At 63.1% G+C, this 16101-nt stretch carries 16 protein-coding genes; 5 read left to right on the top strand and 11 right to left on the bottom strand.

Translation table 11 applies throughout. From position 1 onward, the window contains the following. Positions 1 to 12 precede the first annotated feature (12 nt). From M0D65_RS24490 to M0D65_RS24460, 7 genes are all read right to left on the bottom strand, one after another. On the bottom strand, positions 13 to 984 hold the full coding sequence (locus M0D65_RS24490; protein WP_266254935.1) for a branched-chain amino acid ABC transporter permease: 972 nt from the start codon (positions 982 to 984) through the stop codon (positions 13 to 15). After that, positions 984 to 1868, bottom strand: coding sequence for a branched-chain amino acid ABC transporter permease (locus tag M0D65_RS24485; protein ID WP_091017025.1), 885 nt, complete (start codon positions 1866 to 1868; stop codon positions 984 to 986). Before M0D65_RS24485 ends, M0D65_RS24490 begins: the two co-directional genes overlap by 1 nt. Before the next feature lie 91 nt (positions 1869 to 1959). Continuing rightward, a complete protein-coding gene (locus M0D65_RS24480) occupies positions 1960 to 3174 on the bottom strand; it encodes an ABC transporter substrate-binding protein (protein WP_096721986.1) in 1215 nt (404 codons plus the stop codon). A gap of 41 nt (positions 3175 to 3215) precedes the next feature. Next, the gene (locus M0D65_RS24475; RefSeq protein ID WP_091017020.1) at positions 3216 to 3977 is read right to left on the bottom strand and encodes an ABC transporter ATP-binding protein; all 762 of its coding nucleotides are present in this window, start codon (positions 3975 to 3977) and stop codon (positions 3216 to 3218) included. Next, positions 3974 to 4753: an ABC transporter ATP-binding protein gene (locus M0D65_RS24470; RefSeq protein WP_091017019.1), complete on the bottom strand. Its 780-nt coding sequence runs from the start codon at positions 4751 to 4753 to the stop codon at positions 3974 to 3976. The genes M0D65_RS24475 and M0D65_RS24470 overlap by 4 nt, the downstream gene beginning before the upstream one ends. A gap of 277 nt (positions 4754 to 5030) precedes the next feature. Next, positions 5031 to 6752 (bottom strand): GMC family oxidoreductase, encoded by a 1722-nt coding sequence (locus M0D65_RS24465; RefSeq protein WP_266254934.1) that lies wholly within the window; start codon positions 6750 to 6752, stop codon positions 5031 to 5033. 60 nt (positions 6753 to 6812) lie between these two features. Next, the gene (locus M0D65_RS24460; RefSeq protein ID WP_266254933.1) at positions 6813 to 8336 is read right to left on the bottom strand and encodes a CoA-acylating methylmalonate-semialdehyde dehydrogenase; all 1524 of its coding nucleotides are present in this window, start codon (positions 8334 to 8336) and stop codon (positions 6813 to 6815) included. Between the two features lie 148 nt (positions 8337 to 8484). On the opposite strand from M0D65_RS24460, the gene M0D65_RS24455 reads away from it, so the two are divergent. Together M0D65_RS24455 and M0D65_RS24450 are read left to right on the top strand one after the other, a co-directional pair. After that, positions 8485 to 9384 carry a LysR family transcriptional regulator gene (locus M0D65_RS24455; protein WP_266254932.1) on the top strand — a complete coding sequence of 300 codons (900 nt, stop codon included), beginning with the start codon at positions 8485 to 8487 and terminating at the stop codon, positions 9382 to 9384. A 237-nt stretch (positions 9385 to 9621) separates the two neighbouring features. Further along, positions 9622 to 10158: a class IV adenylate cyclase gene (locus tag M0D65_RS24450; protein WP_091017010.1), complete on the top strand. Its 537-nt coding sequence runs from the start codon at positions 9622 to 9624 to the stop codon at positions 10156 to 10158. Between the two features lie 147 nt (positions 10159 to 10305). On the opposite strand, the gene M0D65_RS24445 is transcribed toward M0D65_RS24450, so the two are convergent. Then, positions 10306 to 10797, bottom strand: a complete 492-nt coding sequence (locus M0D65_RS24445) for an Lrp/AsnC family transcriptional regulator (RefSeq protein WP_096721974.1) — start codon at positions 10795 to 10797, stop codon at positions 10306 to 10308. 277 nt (positions 10798 to 11074) lie between these two features. Here M0D65_RS24445 and M0D65_RS24440 point away from each other — a divergent pair, with 277 nt between their 5' ends. Beyond that, positions 11075 to 11380 carry a 4a-hydroxytetrahydrobiopterin dehydratase gene (locus M0D65_RS24440; protein WP_091017006.1) on the top strand — a complete coding sequence of 102 codons (306 nt, stop codon included), beginning with the start codon at positions 11075 to 11077 and terminating at the stop codon, positions 11378 to 11380. Between the two features lie 108 nt (positions 11381 to 11488). On the opposite strand, the gene M0D65_RS24435 is transcribed toward M0D65_RS24440, so the two are convergent. Further along, entirely contained in the window at positions 11489 to 11713 is a 225-nt protein-coding gene (locus tag M0D65_RS24435; RefSeq protein ID WP_091017004.1) for a DUF3717 domain-containing protein, read from the bottom strand. Positions 11714 to 11830: 117 nt separating this feature from the next. Between M0D65_RS24435 and M0D65_RS24430 the strand changes: the two genes are divergently transcribed. Together M0D65_RS24430 and M0D65_RS24425 are read left to right on the top strand one after the other, a co-directional pair. Beyond that, on the top strand, positions 11831 to 12517 hold the full coding sequence (locus M0D65_RS24430; RefSeq protein WP_075155370.1) for a response regulator transcription factor: 687 nt from the start codon (positions 11831 to 11833) through the stop codon (positions 12515 to 12517). Positions 12518 to 12691: 174 nt separating this feature from the next. Next, positions 12692 to 14197 carry a sensor histidine kinase gene (locus tag M0D65_RS24425; RefSeq protein ID WP_266254931.1) on the top strand — a complete coding sequence of 502 codons (1506 nt, stop codon included), beginning with the start codon at positions 12692 to 12694 and terminating at the stop codon, positions 14195 to 14197. A 31-nt stretch (positions 14198 to 14228) separates the two neighbouring features. Here the strand turns inward: M0D65_RS24425 and M0D65_RS24420 are convergent, their stop codons facing one another. Beyond that, on the bottom strand, positions 14229 to 14744 hold the full coding sequence (locus tag M0D65_RS24420) for an SET domain-containing protein (protein ID WP_266254930.1): 516 nt from the start codon (positions 14742 to 14744) through the stop codon (positions 14229 to 14231). Positions 14745 to 14927: 183 nt separating this feature from the next. After that, entirely contained in the window at positions 14928 to 16040 is a 1113-nt protein-coding gene (locus M0D65_RS24415; protein WP_266254929.1) for an NADH:flavin oxidoreductase/NADH oxidase, read from the bottom strand. Positions 16041 to 16101: the final 61 nt, after the last annotated feature.

Here is a 16101-nt window from a genome sequence, read left to right as displayed (position 1 = left end):
CAATCGCGCGTTTCATGCGCGCAAGGGTCTCACACGCGCGACAATTTCACCGACAATGCCACGCCGGAATGCCAGCACGCAGGCGATAAAAATCAGCCCGGTGACGATGGTTGCGGATTCACCGAGCGAGCGAAACCAGTCGACCCCGGTCCACGATGCGAGCGCCGTGCCGATATCGCCGAGACGGTCTTCGAGTGCGACGATCAGCGCCGCGCCGAGCAGCGGTCCAAACAGCGTGCCCATGCCGCCAACCAGCGTCATCAGGATGACAAGCCCCGACATCGTCCAGTACGCATCGCCGAGCGTTTCGAAGCCGAGCACGAGCACCTTCAGCGAGCCGGCAAGCCCCGCAATCCCCGCGGAGAGAATAAAGGCGAGCAGCTTGAAGCGATCGGTGTCGTAACCCAGCGATATCGCACGCGGCTCGTTCTCCTTGATCGCGGTCAGCACCTGGCCGAACGGCGAATGCACGATGCGTACGATCAGCAGGAACACGAGCACCATCGCCGCGAGTACCACGTAGTAGAGCGTCAGGTCGGGACCGAGATCGAGCAGACCGAACAGCTTGCCGCGCGGCACGCCTTGCAGTCCGTCTTCGCCATGCGTGAACGGCGCCTGCAGATACACGAAGTACACCATCTGCGCGAGCGCGAGCGTCACCATCGCGAAGTAAATACCCTGCCGACGGATCGCAAAGAGCCCGACCACAAGCCCTAGCAGCGTCGCTGCGACGACGCCCGCGAGCACACCGAGTTCCGGCGTGAGTCCGAGCGTCTGGATCGCGTAGCCGGTCGTATAGCCGGCCGTGGCCAGAAACATCGCGTGACCGAACGACAGCAGACCGGTGTAACCGATCAGCAGGTTGAACGCCGCTGCGAACAGCGCGAAGCACAGCACCTTCATCACGAACAGCGGATATACGCCGACAAACGGCACGACGAGGAGCACGAGCAGCAACAGACCATAGAGCGCTTTCTTCTGCATCACTTTTCCTTGCCGAAGAGCCCAGCCGGCCGGATCAGCAGCACGAGCGCCATGATGACGAACACCACGGTCGCCGAGGCTTCCGGATAGAACACGCGCGTGAGCCCTTCGATCACACCGAGCATCAACCCCGTGACGATCGATCCCATGATTGAGCCCATCCCGCCGATCACGACGACGGCGAAGACAGTGATGATCATCGGTTGGCCCATGAGCGGCGAGACCTGGATGACCGGTGCGGCGAGCACACCGGCAAACGCCGCGAGCGCGACACCGAAGCCATAGGTGAGCGTCACCATGCGCGGCACATTGATGCCGAACGCTTCGACGAGTTTGGGATTCTCGGTGCCCGCGCGCAGATACGCGCCAAGACGCGTGCGCTCGATCACGAACCAGGTCGCGAAGCAGACCACCAGCGACGCCACCACGACCCACGCACGATAGTTCGGCAGGAACATGAAGCCGAGGTTGGTCGCACCCGAGAGCGCCTCAGGAACGTCGTACGGCTGCCCCGAAGACCCGTAGATCGAGCGGAACACCCCTTCGACAACCAGCGTGATCCCGAAGGTCAGCAACAGCCCATACAGATGATCGAGCTTGTACAACCAGCGCAGCATCGAGCGTTCGATGGCCATGCCGAGTACACCGACGATCAGCGGCGCAAGCACCAGCATGACCCAGTACGGCAGATTGAAATACGACAGCCCCATCCATGCGAGCATGGCGCCCAGCATGAACAACGCGCCGTGGGCGAAGTTGATCACGTTGAGCAAGCCGAAGATCACTGCGAGACCCAGGCTCAGAATTGCATAGAACGAGCCGTTCACGAGCCCGAGCAGCAACTGGCTCAGCATCGCCGGCAGCGGAATGCCAAAGATATCCATTGAACGCGTATTCCGTCGTCAAGGTGAAACCAATTACGGCCAGCCGCCCGCCGGCGGCGCGTCACATCTGGCGGGCGACCTCAGTCCTCGCCTACTTCCACAACGCGCAGCGCGTTTCCTGCTTCGTCGTAAAGGCCTGTTCGCCAGGAATCGTCGCGGTGATCTTGTAGTAGTCCCACGGCTCTTTCGATTCAGCGGGCGTCTTCACCTGCATCAGGTACATGTCGTGGATCATGCTGCCGTCCTGACGGATGTAGCCCTTCGCGTAAAAGTCGTCGATCTTCTGCTTCTTGAGTTGCGCCATCACCTTGTCGGAATCGGTCGAGCCAACTGCTTGCACCGCCTTCAGGTAATTCGTCGCAGCGGAGTAGTCGGCGGCTTGCAGGCTCGACGGCATCTTCTTCATCTTGTCGAAGTAGCGCTGCGCCCACTTGCGTGTCGTCTCGTCCTTGTTCCAGTACCAGCTGTCAGTCAGCACGAGGCCCTGGGTGGTTTCGAGCCCGAGACTATGGATGTCGTCGATAAACACCAGCAGCGCGGCCAGCTTCATCGTCTTCGTGATGCCGAACTCCTTCGCTGCCTTGATCGAGTTAACCGTGTCGCCGCCGGCGTTCGCGAGGCCGAGAATCTGCGCCTTCGACGCCTGCGCCTGCAACAGGAACGACGAGAAGTCCGACGCCGACAGCGGCGCCCGCACCGCGCCGAGTACCTGGCCGCCGTTCGCTTTCACGACATCCGAGGTCGCTTTTTCCAGCGCCTTGCCGAACGCGTAGTCGGCGGTCAGGAAGTACCACGTCTTGCCGCCCTGCTTCGTCACCGCGGAGCCGGTGCCCTTGGCGAGCGCGACCGTGTCGTACGCATAGTGGATCGTGTACGGCGTGCACTGTTCGTTCGTCATCGTATCGGCGCCCGCGCCCACGTTGATGTACACCTTGTGCTTCTCGCCCGCGACCTGGTTCATCGCGAGACCGGTTGCCGAATTCGTGCCGCCGATCAGCAGATCGACGCCGTCGCGGTCGAACCATTCGCGCGCCCGCGATGCTGCAATGTCCGCCTTGTTCTGGTGATCCGCGTAGACGAGCTGGATCGGCTTGCCGTTCACCTTGCCGCCGAAATCCGCGATTGCCATGCGGATCGACTCAAGCCCGCCCTGACCGTCGATGTCGGCGTAGAGGCCCGACAGGTCAGTGATGAAACCGATCTTTACCGCATCGTCGGCTGCCCGCGCCGTGCCGATCGTCAGCGCGGCGCCTGCGGCGAGCGCAAAACAGAATGACGATAGTCGCGCGAGTGTGGTCCTTTTCATGCGTGTCTCCTTCGTTTCATGCGTTGTTGTTAGATCTGGTTTCAAACCCCGAGCAGGTCGTGCAGCACCGGCATCTTGCATTCGAGTTCCCCGGCCCCGAAGTGTTCGACGATACGTCCATGCTCCATCACATAGAAGCGATCGGCGAGCGGCGCGGCAAAGCGAAAATTCTGTTCGACCATCACGATCGTGTAGCCGCGCGCTTTCAGCGTCATGATCATCCGTGCAAGCGTCTGCACGATGACCGGTGCAAGTCCTTCCGAAATTTCATCGAGCAGCAGCAGGTTCGCACCGGTGCGCAGAATGCGCGCGACCGCAAGCATCTGCTGCTCGCCACCGGAGAGGCGCGTGCCCTGGCTCATGCGGCGCTCCGCGAGATTCGGAAACATCGCGTAGATTTCGTCGAGCGACATCGCGTTCGTAGTCGCACCGACCAGCGGCGGCAACAGCAGGTTCTCTTCGCACGACAGGCTCGAGAAAATGCCGCGCTCTTCGGGGCAATAACCGATCCCGCAATGCGCGATGCGATGCGTTGCCAGCGCGATCGTCTCGCGCCCCCCGATGCGAATCGAACCGGTCCGCCGACCGGTCAGCCCCATGATCGCGCGCAACGTCGTGGTGCGCCCTGCACCATTGCGGCCGAGCAGCGTAACGACCTCGCCGCGGTGCACAGTCAGATCGACGCCGTGCAATATGTGGGATTCGCCGTACCACGCCTGTAGTCCGGCAATTTCCAGTGCCGGCTCCGCGCTGCTTGCCGCGTCGCTGACCTCGATGTTCTCGCGTTCGGTCACTGTGTTCATGCATGGGCTCCTGCCAGCGCTGCCTCGGCACTGCCCATATAGGCCTGCATCACGAGCGCGTTCTTCGAGACTTCGGCGTAGCTGCCTTCGGCGAGCACTTCGCCCCGTTGCAGGACCGTGATCGTGTCGGAGATGCCGGCAATCACGTTCATGTTGTGCTCGACCATGAGGATGGTGCGACCGCTCGATACTTTTTTGATCAGCGCCGTGACGCGGTCCACGTCTTCGTGTCCCATGCCTTGCGTCGGTTCGTCAAGCAGCATCAGTTCCGGTTCCATCGCGAGCGTCGTGGCAATTTCAAGCGCGCGCTTGCGGCCGTATGAAAGCTCGACAGTCGGCACATCGGCGAAATCGGTGAGCCCGACCTGCGTGAGCAGATCCATCGCGCGATCGTCGAGTTCGCGCAGCGTGCGTTCGCTTTTCCAGAAGTGAAATGCGGTGCCGAGCGAACGCTGCAAACCGACGCGAACGTTCTGCAACACCGTCAGATGTGGAAACACTGCGGAGATCTGAAACGAGCGGATGATGCCGCGCCGCGCGATCTGCGCCGGCCGTTCGCCCGTGATGTCGACACCGTTGAACACGATCTGCCCGGCAGTGGGCACGAGAAACTTCGTGAGCAGATTGAAGCAGGTGGTCTTGCCGGCGCCGTTCGGGCCGATGAGCGCATGGATGGAGCCTCGGCGCACGCGCAGGTTCACCCCGTTGACGGCGATGAAGCCTTTGAACTCCCGTGTCAGTCCCCGCGTCTCGAGAATCGTATCGCCGAGAATCATGTTCCCTTCCATGCGAAGTAAGGCGAAGCGCGACGATCTTCCGCGCGACGCCCCCGCGACATGAAGATAACGACACCTCTTGTGTCGTTCATGACGTGGTGCGTCAATACGGACGGTAGTCCATGCCGCACCCCGCAGCATGGAGGCCATTGTCGCCCCAATGATGCAGCGCAATCATTGGGATTTGCACTTAGTGGCCCTTAGCGACGCGTCGACGCCCGGCGGCGTTTTGGTGCAGCCAGGCGTTTGTGTCTACGGGAAAGCACTGACGCACATGTCATGCAATCGACATGGCAGGCGAAGAGGCAGGGTGGGTTGACGAAGCCGAAGCGGCGATGCGTGCGCGGCGGTCGGCACGAATCATTTCACTCGCGCGCTCGGCGATCATCAACGTCGGCGAGTTCGTGTTGCCCGACGTGATGTTCGGCATCACCGATGCATCGACGACTCGTAGTCCTTCCACACCGAGCACTCGCAAGCGACTGTCGACCACGGCGCCGGTATCGTCGGCGGTGCCCATGCGGCAGGTGCCGACCGGATGGAAGATGGTCGTGCCGACCTGACCCGCTGCGGCCCGCAGTTCTTCTTCCGTCTGGAACTGGAGACCGGGCAGGATCTCTTGCGGCCGGTAGCGCGCCAGTGCGCTTGCACCGACGATACGGCGCGTGAGACGCAATGCGTTTGCGGCAACGCGAAGGTCGTAGTCGGTGGAGAGATAGTTCGGTGCGATCGCCGGTGCCGCATGCGGATCGCGTGATGCGATGTGTACGCTGCCGCGCGACGTGGGACGCAGGTGACACACCGACGCCGTGAACGCATTGAAACGATGCAGCGGTTCGCCGAAGCGATCGAGCGACAACGGCTGCACGTGATACTGCAGATCGGGGCGCGTGAGCGATGGATCGTCGGGATCGGACTTCGCGAACGCGCCGAGTTGCGACGGCGACATCGACATCGGGCCGCTCTGGAACAACGCGTACTGCAAACCGATCTGCAGCTTGCCCCACCAGTGCGCGGACAACGTGTTGAGCGTGCGCACACCGTCCACCTTGAATGCCATGCGCAATTGCAGATGGTCCTGCAGGTTCTCGCCGACGCCGCGCAGATCGTGCACGACGTCGATACCGAGTCCCTGCAGACGCGTACCGTCGCCGACACCGGACAGCTCCAGCAGATGCGGCGAGTTGACCGATCCCGAACTCAGCACCACTTCGCAGCGCGCCTTCGCGAGATAGTCGACACCGTTGCCGCGATACTCGACGCCGACGCAGCGCTTGCCTTCGAATACGACGCGCTGCGTAACGGCGCCGGTGATGATGGTCAGGTTCGGACGCGCAGACGCCGCGCGTAGATAGGCCTTCGATGCGTTCCAGCGAATGCCGCGCTTCTGGTTGACGTCGAAGTAGCCGACACCGGTGTTGTCGCCGCGGTTGAAATCGTCGGTGCCGGGAATGCCGGTTTGCTGTGCGGCCTGTGCGAAGGTCTCGAGAATCTTCCATTGCAGGCGTTGCTTCTCGACCCGCCACGGGCCACCGCTGCCGTGCCATTCGTTCGCGCCGCCGTGATGATCCTCGCTGCGTTTGAAGACCGGCAGCACCGCGTTCCACGACCATGCGGAGTCGCCGGTCACGCGCGCCCACTCGTCGTAGTCTTCGCGCTGTCCACGCATATAGATCATGCCGTTGATCGACGAGCTGCCGCCGAGCACGCGGCCGCGTGGATACGACAGCGAGCGGCCATTGAGGCCTGCTTCCGGTTGCGTCTTGTAGAGCCAGTCGGTGCGCGGATTGCCAATGCAGTACAGGTACCCGACCGGCACGTGGATCCAGTGGTAATCGTCCTTGCCACCCGCTTCGAGCAGCAGCACCGACACATCCGGGTCTTCGGTCAGCCGGTTGGCGAGCACACAGCCCGCCGTCCCCGCGCCGATCACGATGTAGTCGAACTCGCCTTCCAGCGTACGACTGGACGCACGTGCGTCACCTTCAGTCTTGCTCACCGTCGTCTCCTTCATGAGCCGCCGTCCGCGGCATGCATGCTGACAGTTACAGCGTGTGTGTTACTTCGCCACCGGCATCGTGAACTCGGCGCCCTTCGCGATACTGTCGGGCCAGCGCTGCATGATGCTCTTGTAGCGCGTATAGAACCGCACGCCTTCTTCGCCGTACGCATGGTGATCGCCAAACAGCGAACGCTTCCAGCCGCCGAACGAATGCCATGCCATCGGTACCGGAATCGGCACGTTGATGCCGACCATGCCGATCTGGATCTGCCGCGAGAACGCGCGCGCGACGCCACCATCGGAGGTGAAAAGCGATACGCCGTTCGCGAATTCGTTGGCGTTGATCAGCTCGACTGCGGAAGCGAAGTCCGGCACGCGCACGATGCACAGCACCGGCCCGAAAATCTCTTCGCGATAAATGGTCATGTCGGTCTTCACGCCGTCGAACAACGTGCCGCCGAGGAAGAACCCCTGCTCGTGACCGGCCACTTCATGCCCGCGCCCATCGACCACCAGCTTCGCACCTGCTGCGACGCCGGCATCGATATAACCCTTCACCTTCTCGCGATGCACCGCTGTGACGAGCGGACCCATCTCAGCTTCGCCATCCATACCGTTGAGAATCTTCAGCGCCTTCACGCGCGGCGTCAGTCGTTCGATCAGTTCGTCTGCAATGTGGCCGACCGCCACCGCTACCGAAATCGCCATGCAACGCTCGCCGGCCGAACCGTAGGCCGCGCCGATCAGCGCATCGACGGCTTGATCGAGATCCGCATCGGGCATCACCACCAGATGATTCTTCGCGCCGCCCAGCGCCTGCACGCGCTTGCCGTGCTTCGTGCCTTCCGTATAGATGTATTCGGCAATCGGCGTCGAGCCGACAAACGACAGCGCGCTCACGTCCGGATGCACGAGCAGCGCATCAACGGCGACCTTGTCGCCGTGCACGACGTTGAATACGCCGTCGGGCAGACCGGCTTCCTTCAGCAGTTCGGCCAGCCGCACCGCGGCCGACGGATCCCGCTCCGATGGCTTCAGCACGAACGTATTGCCGCATGCGATCGCAACCGGGAACATCCACGCCGGCACCATCATCGGAAAGTTGAACGGCGTGATGCCGGCAACCACACCGAGCGGCTGGCGCAGATTCCAGTTGTCGATGCCACCGCCGATCTGATCGGTGAAATCGGTCTTCAGCAGATTCGGAATGCCGCACGCGAATTCGACGATCTCGATGCCGCGCATCACCTCGCCCTTCGCATCGGAAAACACCTTGCCGTGTTCGCGGGTGATCAGCTCGGCCAGCTCGTCGTGGTGCCGGTCGAGCAGTTCCTTGAACTTGAACATCACGCGCGCGCGCTTGATCGGGGCGGTTTCGCTCCATGCCGGGAACGCGGCTTTCGCGGCGGCCACTGCGGCATCGACTTCAGCGACGCTCGCGAGCGGCACGCGGGCACTCACCTTGCCGAGCGCCGGGTTGAAGACGTCGCCGAAACGGTCGCTCGTGCCTTCGACCGCGCGGCCGTTGATCATGTGGGTCAGTGCGCGCACGCGCGTTTCGTTTTGATGTGTCTCGCTCATGGGTTCCTCGTTCGGTGGGTGTCAGGCGTAGCCGCAGCTTCGCGAATTCACTGATGCACAGCGTAATCGCCAGGCCCGCAGCAAATCCAATGAGTTATGCTCAATTGCGTTATAAGTCACGCTAATATCAGCGGATGGACCCGACGCTATGGACTTGACCCTTCTACGGGCGTTCGTGACCGTCGCGCGCGAGGGCAACCTCACGCGCGCGGCCGTGCACCTGCACCTGACCCAGCCGGCCGTGAGCCTGCAGATCAAGAATCTGCAGGAAACGCTTGGCGTGATGCTTTTCACGCGCACCTCGCACGGCCTCACGCTGACGCGCGACGGCCAGTCGCTGCTGCCGCACGCCGAACGCGCACTGGTCGCGGCCGGCGACGTGCAGCGCGCGGCCGCAACGCTGCGCCACGAGATCCGCGGACGGCTGCGTATCGGCACGATCCTCGACCCGGAATTCCTGCGCCTCGGCGGCTTTCTGAAGCAGCTCGTCGAAACCTGGCCGCACATCGAAACCGCGCTGCGGCACGGCATGTCCGGCTGGGTGCTCGACCAGGTGCGGGCACGCGAACTCGACGTGGGCTACTACATCGGTCGGCCCGCCGAGGACGAGGGGCGTGACGGCAGCGTTTTTCATGCGGTGACGCTGACGCACTTCCAGTACCGGGTGCTCGCTCCCGCGGGGTGGAAAGACCGGGTCAAGGGCGCGCGCGACTGGCGCGCGCTCGCCGCACTGCCGTGGATCTGGACGCCGCCGGCATCGGCGCATCACCGTTTGTTGTCGCGCCGGTTCGCGGAGGCCGGCGTCACGCCGGTCAAGGTCGCGGAAGTCGACCAGGAGCCGTCGATGCTTGATCTCGTCAAATCGGGCGTTGGCCTCACACTCGCCCGCGATGCCACCGCGCTGGCTCAGGCGCATGCCCATGCGCTAACGATCGTCGACGGCATTACGGTGCCGACCGAACTCGCATTCGTCACGCTGGCTGCGCGCAAGGAGGAACCCGCGATCACCGCGGCGCTGAAGCTGATCGAGCAGCAATGGTCCGCTTGACACCGCATGACTGACGGCGCGCGAGGTACCGCGGTATCGTTTGCAATATGAGCAGCGCTGATAAAGGCCGGCGTAACAACACCGTCACGCGCTTTTTGCTAGATTCAGACTTTGTGCACGGCGCCTCCCCGCCGTACAGCCGTTTTTACTCCCGGTTCCGGTCCGCATACGTCGCCAGGTTATTGCGAGCGCTGCGGTTCAGCCATCCATCGTCCGTCGTTTCACCAGGAGCTTCATATGGCACGCAACATCGAAATCAAGGCCCGCGCGCGGCAATTCGACCAGCTGCTCGCCCGCGCCGCCGAACTCTCGCCTGAAGCGCCGCTGATCTTTCGCCAGCAGGATTTCTTCTACGACGTGCCGCGCGGGCGCCTGAAACTGCGCCAGTTCGACGACGGCACACCCGCCGAACTGATCTTCTACCAGCGCGACGACCGCGACGGTCCGAAAGCCTCGTACTACACGCGCAGCCCCGTGACGAACCCGGAAGCGATGCATTCGCTGCTCGCCACCGCGCTCACGACGCGCGGCATCGTGACCAAGGAAAGGCATGTGTACGTGGTGGGGCGCACGCGGATTCATCTTGATCGCGTCGACGGCCTTGGCGATTTCATCGAACTCGAAGTGCTGCTGGCGCAGGACGATGACGAAGAAGGCGGTGAAGTCGAAGCTCACGCGATGTTCGCGAAGCTCGGCGTGCCGGAGTCGGATCTCGTGGCCGTGGCCTATGTGGACTTGCTGAACGCGGATTCGGAGCCGTTGCAGGCTGCGTGATTCTTCTGCGAGAACTGCTCGATGGTCGAATCGGGGCAGCTGGAACGCCCCGACGATCGAATCGGAGGTCGCTGCAAGCTGCCGGATGAAGTCCGGTTACGAGGCCCTCGCACCCAAAGGCGTGTGCGGCCCCGCAGGCCGGGGATATCAGGCCGGCGCCGCCCCAGCCGCCAGATGACCGAGCGGCAGCGGCCCGTTGCGCTTGAACGTGGTCAGCACGATATTCGAGCGCACGCTGTCGACACCCGTCACCCGCATCAATTTCTTCATCACGAACGACGACAGCGAGCCGAGGTCCGGCGCGACGATGCGTAGCAGATAATCGGCATCGCCGACCACGGCGTGACATTCGAGCACTTCCGGTAGCGCGTCGATCTGCTGCTGGAACTGCTCGATGATCGAATCGCCGTGATGCGCGAGCTTCAGACTGGTGAAGGCCGTGACACCGAGACCGAGTTTCTCCGGCCGCAGCACGACGCGATAACCATCCACGATGCCGGTCGCTTCGAGCCGCTGGAGCCGGCGGCCGATCTGCGACGGCGACAGCGGCACCTGCTCGCCGAGCTGCTGATGGGTAGCCCGGCCGAAGCGCTGCAACACCTCCAGCAGCGCGAGATCGAAGTGATCCAGTTCAAGCATGAAGCCTCTCCGCGTATTTCTCGACTGATATGCGAACTAATCGCATTGATCGAATTTAAACTGACGAATATGCGCTCATTAAGCGCGATGCCCGCTCTAAGCCTGCAAATCTACCTGAATCGGCCCGTGCCTGCAGCGCCGCGCGCATCCCCGCATCCCCAGTACCCACCGCGCGGAAAAGCGTGAGAATGGATGGCTCGGGGCATGCGCCCAAGTCAACCGGAGCGGCGCTCTACTGCCCCCGGCGCGCCCGATCCATCTACAGGCAGGTGACACCATGATCCACAAACTGACTTCCGAAGAACGCGCGACCCAACTCGCGAGCCTTGCCGGCTGGAACGCTGCTACGGGCCGCGACGCGATCCAGCGCCAGTTCAGCTTCGCCGATTTCAACGAGGCCTTCGGCTTCATGACGCGCGTAGCCATCAAGGCACAGGAGATGGACCACCATCCCGAGTGGTTCAACGTCTATAACAAGGTGGAAATCACGCTGTCGACGCACGAGGCGAATGGTCTGACCGAGCGGGATATCAAGCTCGCGCAGTTTATTGACGGGATTGCGAAAACGGCGTCGCGGGACTGATGCAGGGCTGGCGCCGGGTTGATTTAGACCCGCAATTAGCGGCCGGAACAGGCCGCGCGCAGAGGATGAAAGGGGTTTGGAGGTTGGCAGGCGTGCAAACCTTCAGTTCTACAGGCCATTCTTAAGGCGGGTGTAAGAATCCCAGGCATCGCCGGCGATGGGGTCTAAACGTTCCCGCGCCAGCGCGTTCTGACGCTGTACAATCATCAGCGCATAGGGCTTGGAGAGCGCGCTAGCCTCCTTGCACAGAACAAGTTCGTCGCCGCTTGCAGGTGAGCGGGCGCGCCAGAAGTTGATCGCGGCTTCCAGTTCGTGGATCGTAATATCGGACATGATTCTCGTGGTTGCACACTGGCGTATCGTACGGCAACGCTGCACGGTTCCCGCGCAGCAGACACCGCGGCGAACCGTGACCTGATATGCCTAACCCATTGTACTTGAGCGAAATCCATGCGACTCCTTCTGATCGAAGATGACCGCCCCATCGCACGCGGCATCCAAAGCAGCCTCGAACAAGCCGGCTTCACGGTCGACATGGTCCACGACGGCATCTTCGCCGAACAGGCCCTCACCCAAAACCGCCACGAACTCGTGATCCTCGATCTGGGTCTGCCCGGCATCGACGGAATGACGCTGCTGTCGCGCTTTCGCCAGAGCAACCGGCACACGCCGGTCATTGTGCTGACCGCGCGCGACGAGCTGAACGACCGTGTGCAGGGCCTGAATTCGGGCGCCGACGACTACATGCTGAAGCCGTTCGAACCCGCCGAACTCGAAGCACGCATCCGCGCCGTGATGCGCCGCAGCGGTCCGCACGGCGATATGCCGCGTCCGGAAGTGTCACTGGGCGGTGTGCGCCTGTCGGGTGTCGACCGCCGCATCTTCAACGACGACAAGCCGCTCGAACTGTCGCCGCGCGAATTCGCCGTGCTCGAAATGCTGTTGCTGCGCCACGGCCGCGTGGTCAGCAAGGCGCAGTTGCAGGATCACCTGACGCACTTCGGCGGCGATCTCGGCGATACCGCGATCGAAGTCTATGTGCACCGCGTGCGCAAGAAACTCGAGAGCTGCCGCGTCGAAATCGTCACGGTGCGCGGCTTCGGCTACCTGCTGCAGGAAATCCGCCAGGCGGCATAACCGCGGCGCGATATCGGAGCCCCTCGGGACTCCTCCCTGCCCGCCCTGGGCAGGGACAGCGGCGCGCGCCCGGCAATGCACGCTATGATGCAGGCTTGCTGCGCGCTGCGCCGGCTCAGGCCGACGCAGCGCGGTTCTTTCGCCCACGACCCGCTGTCGAGCTTGTCCACGACCATGCCCTACCCAGCCGCAAACAGCTTGCGGCGCTCGTTGCTGCGCCGCCTCGCCGCCCCGCTTTCGCTGCTCGCGCTGATGAGCGGCCTGATTGCGTACTGGCTTGCGTGGCAATACACGCAGCATGTCGTCGACCGCTCGCTGGCCGATCTCGCTACCGCCATCTCCAAGCAGATCCAGATCGCCGGTCCCGATGCGTCGATCACCGTGCCGCCGCTCGCGCAGGCGATGTTCTCCGATCCCGTCGAACAGCTCGTGTACCGGATCAGCGACGGCGAAACTGAAATTGCCGGCGACCCGAAGCTGCCGCTACAAGGTGTCAGCGTGCGCCGCATGCATTACGCGTACGTGTTCGAGGCCGAACATGAAGGCACCACGGTGCGCGTGGCTCAGGTCCGCGTCGATCAGCCGGCGGGCAATCCGATCGTCGTCGAAGTAGGCCAGCCGGTCCGTCACCGCTTCCAGATCGCCGCGGAATTCCTCGTCGCCATCATGATGCCGCTGCTTTTGCTGCTGCTGGCCGGCTGGGTGATCGTTTGGCGCGTCGTGAACCAGCAGCTCAACCCGTTGACCGATCTCGCCGATTCGCTGAACCGGCAAACCCATACCTCGCTCGAGCCTGTCGACGAAACCTATGTGCCAGTCGAAATCCGGCCGCTGACAGGTGCGCTGAACGCGTTGCTCGGACGCCTGAAAACCGCCCTCGACGCCCAGCGCAAGTTCATCGCCGACGCCGCCCACCAGCTGCGTACGCCGCTCACCGCGGTCAAGCTGCATGCCGAGCAGGCCGCCGTCGCGCGCGACCCGCAACTGGCGCTGGCCGCTGTGCACGAGCTGCGCGCCGCAGCCGATCGCGCGGTGCGGCTGTCCAACCAGTTGCTGTCGCTGGCGCGTGCGGAACCGGGCGAACAGGCTGCGCGCTTCGTGAGCGTCGACATGGCGGCACTCGCGTTCGAAACCGGTGCGGAATGGGTGCCGCGCGCGCTCGGCGTGCACGTCGACCTCGGCTTCCAGCGTCTCGACGATCCGGAAAACGGCCATCCGCTGATTGCCCGCGGCAACCCCGTGCTGCTGCACGAGGTGATCGCGAACCTGCTCGACAACGCGCTGAAGTACGTACCGCCGTCGCGCTTCGACGGCGGCCGCATCACGGTCACGGTATCGCAGGTATTGATCGAAGATGTGGCCACAGCGGAGATCATCGTCGAGGACAACGGGCCGGGTGTGCCGAAGAACCAGCAGGCCGATCTGTTCAAACGGTTCTTCCGCGGCGACGGTCAGAGCGATGGCGGCGTGGACAGCGGCGCGGGTCTCGGCCTTGCGATCGTCCACGACATCATGGCGCTGCATCACGGCAGTGTGCATTACGAGGACGCGCCGGAGGGCGGTGCGCGCTTCATCGTGCGGATCCCGCTGGTTGCAGCAGGTAGCGCGGCCGATACCGGTGCCCGCGACGAACGGCGCAGCGAAAAGAAATCGGCGCACCAGGCGCCGATCGATTTCTAGCAACGGGCTGCGCGCATCGCGCAGCGTTGCCCTATTTCTTCTTCTTGCCTTTCTTTGCGTCCTTTTTCGACGCGTCTTTCTTCGACGATTTTTCGGGCTTGTCCGGCGGCGCGAGCATCGTGCCGCGGCACTTGCGCGATCCGCAACGGCACTCGTACTCGCGCTTGAGCTTCTTCGTCTGGCGCGAATCGATCACGAGGCCATAGTCGTAGAACAGTTCTTCATCGACCTCGATGTCGCGCAGCGCGTGAATGAATACCTGCCCGTCGATCTCTTCGGCTTCGCAGTTCGGCCCGCACGAATGGTTGATCCAGCGCGCGTTGTTGCCGTCCACCTTGCCGTCGATCACGTCGCCGTTATCGAGTGCGAAGTAGAACGTGTGATTCGGTTCAGCCGGATTGTGCGGATGACGGCGCAAGGCTTCCTTCCACGAGATCCGTTCGCCCTTGTACTCGATCACGCGCTCACCCGTCGCGATCGCTCCGGTGGCAAATACACCCTTGCCGTGTACGCCTGAACGGCGCACGGCGATCCTGCGTGAACCCATTGAATGAATCCTTGTGAAAAACGGGAGGTGAAAAGTCCAGTCACGGCGACGATGCGCCGGCCTTCGCGACGCTCATAGCAAACGCGGCGCCTTGCGGGCGCCGCGTCGACCTGTGCCGCATGTGCGGCACAATCGGCATCCTACACGCTTGGACTGGCTTCGTTCAACAGTCAATAAGCCTGCTCAGCGTTGCCCAAACGAAATCTCGCCGAACAACGCCTTCTGATCGCGTGGCTGCGAGCGCCAGTATTGCGGCGGAGCCTCGACGCTGGCGCCCAGTTGCGCTGCTGCATGCCACGGCCAGCGCGGATCGTAGAGCATCGCGCGGGCCATCGCGACGAGGTCGGCAGCGCCTTCACTGATGATCTGCTCCGCATGGGTGGCCTCGGTGATCAGACCCACGGCGATGGTCGGCAGACCTGTCGCGTGCTTGATGGCGCGTGCAAACGGCACCTGATAACCCGGCTCGAGCGGGATCTTCTGCAGCGGCGAGACACCGCCCGACGATGCGTCGATCCAGTCGCAACCGCGTTTTTTCAGCTCGGCGGCAAAGGCGAGCGTGTCGTCGAGCGTCCAGCCGCCCTCTACCCAGTCGCTCGCCGAAACGCGCACGCCGACCGGTTTATCGGCGGGGAACACCGCGCGCACGATGTCAAAAATCTCCAGCGGAAAACGCATCCGGTTTTCAAGCGAGCCGCCGTATTCGTCGGTACGTTGATTCGCGAGCGGAGACAGGAACTGGTGCAGCAGGTAGCCGTGCGCGGCATGTACCTCAAGTGCATCGATGCCCAGCCGGACTGCGCGTCGGGCCGTTGCGGCAAACGCTTCGCGGATGCGGTTAAGGCCGGCCGCGTCGAGCGCGAGCGGCGGCTCTTCGCCATCCTTGTGCGGCACCGCCGAAGGCGCATGCGGCAACCAGCCGCCGTCCGCCACCGGAATCAACTGGCCGCCGTCCCACGGCGCGGCGCTCGATGCCTTGCGTCCCGCGTGAGCAAGCTGCATCGCGACGCGAATATGGGAGTGCTTGCGAATCGCGGCGAGCACCGGCTTGAGCGCCGCTTCGGTGGCGTCGTCCCACAATCCGAGATCGCCGGGAGTGATGCGACCGTCCGGTTCGACGGCCGTCGCTTCGATGCACAACAGACCTGCGCCCGACAGCGCGAGATGGCCGAGGTGGATCATGTGCCATGCGGTGGCTTCGCCGCGTTCGGCGGAATACTGGCACATCGGGGAGACGACGATACGGTTCGGAAGCGTCACGCTGCGCAGCGTGAGCGAAGAAAACAGAGCGCTCATGGATTGGGATCCGGGAAGGCGAATGAGCGACCGAGGATAGCACCGCGGTTAATTTGCTGCA

The organism is Paraburkholderia sp. CHISQ3 (genome assembly GCF_030464945.1).
Classification (GTDB): domain Bacteria; phylum Pseudomonadota; class Gammaproteobacteria; order Burkholderiales; family Burkholderiaceae; genus Paraburkholderia; species Paraburkholderia megapolitana.
The sequence above is the reverse complement of the archived record's forward strand: the minus strand, read 5'-3'. Positions and strand labels throughout refer to the sequence as shown.

Bases quoted from the DNA above. Each gene is read 5' to 3' on its own strand.
- M0D65_RS24490 (WP_266254935.1), bottom strand. From the start codon at position 984: ATGCAGAAGAAAGCGCTCTATGGTCTGTTGCTGCTCGTGCTCCTCGTC.
- M0D65_RS24485 (WP_091017025.1), bottom strand. From the start codon at position 1,868: ATGGATATCTTTGGCATTCCGCTGCCGGCGATGCTGAGCCAGTTGCTG.
- M0D65_RS24480 (WP_096721986.1), bottom strand. From the start codon at position 3,174: ATGAAAAGGACCACACTCGCGCGACTATCGTCATTCTGTTTTGCGCTC.
- M0D65_RS24475 (WP_091017020.1), bottom strand. From the start codon at position 3,977: ATGAACACAGTGACCGAACGCGAGAACATCGAGGTCAGCGACGCGGCA.
- M0D65_RS24470 (WP_091017019.1), bottom strand. From the start codon at position 4,753: ATGATTCTCGGCGATACGATTCTCGAGACGCGGGGACTGACACGGGAG.
- M0D65_RS24460 (WP_266254933.1), bottom strand. From the start codon at position 8,336: ATGAGCGAGACACATCAAAACGAAACGCGCGTGCGCGCACTGACCCAC.
- M0D65_RS24455 (WP_266254932.1), top strand. From the start codon at position 8,485: ATGGACTTGACCCTTCTACGGGCGTTCGTGACCGTCGCGCGCGAGGGC.
- M0D65_RS24450 (WP_091017010.1), top strand. From the start codon at position 9,622: ATGGCACGCAACATCGAAATCAAGGCCCGCGCGCGGCAATTCGACCAG.
- M0D65_RS24445 (WP_096721974.1), bottom strand. From the start codon at position 10,797: ATGCTTGAACTGGATCACTTCGATCTCGCGCTGCTGGAGGTGTTGCAG.
- M0D65_RS24440 (WP_091017006.1), top strand. From the start codon at position 11,075: ATGATCCACAAACTGACTTCCGAAGAACGCGCGACCCAACTCGCGAGC.
- M0D65_RS24435 (WP_091017004.1), bottom strand. From the start codon at position 11,713: ATGTCCGATATTACGATCCACGAACTGGAAGCCGCGATCAACTTCTGG.
- M0D65_RS24430 (WP_075155370.1), top strand. From the start codon at position 11,831: ATGCGACTCCTTCTGATCGAAGATGACCGCCCCATCGCACGCGGCATC.
- M0D65_RS24425 (WP_266254931.1), top strand. From the start codon at position 12,692: ATGCCCTACCCAGCCGCAAACAGCTTGCGGCGCTCGTTGCTGCGCCGC.
- M0D65_RS24420 (WP_266254930.1), bottom strand. From the start codon at position 14,744: ATGGGTTCACGCAGGATCGCCGTGCGCCGTTCAGGCGTACACGGCAAG.
- M0D65_RS24415 (WP_266254929.1), bottom strand. From the start codon at position 16,040: ATGAGCGCTCTGTTTTCTTCGCTCACGCTGCGCAGCGTGACGCTTCCG.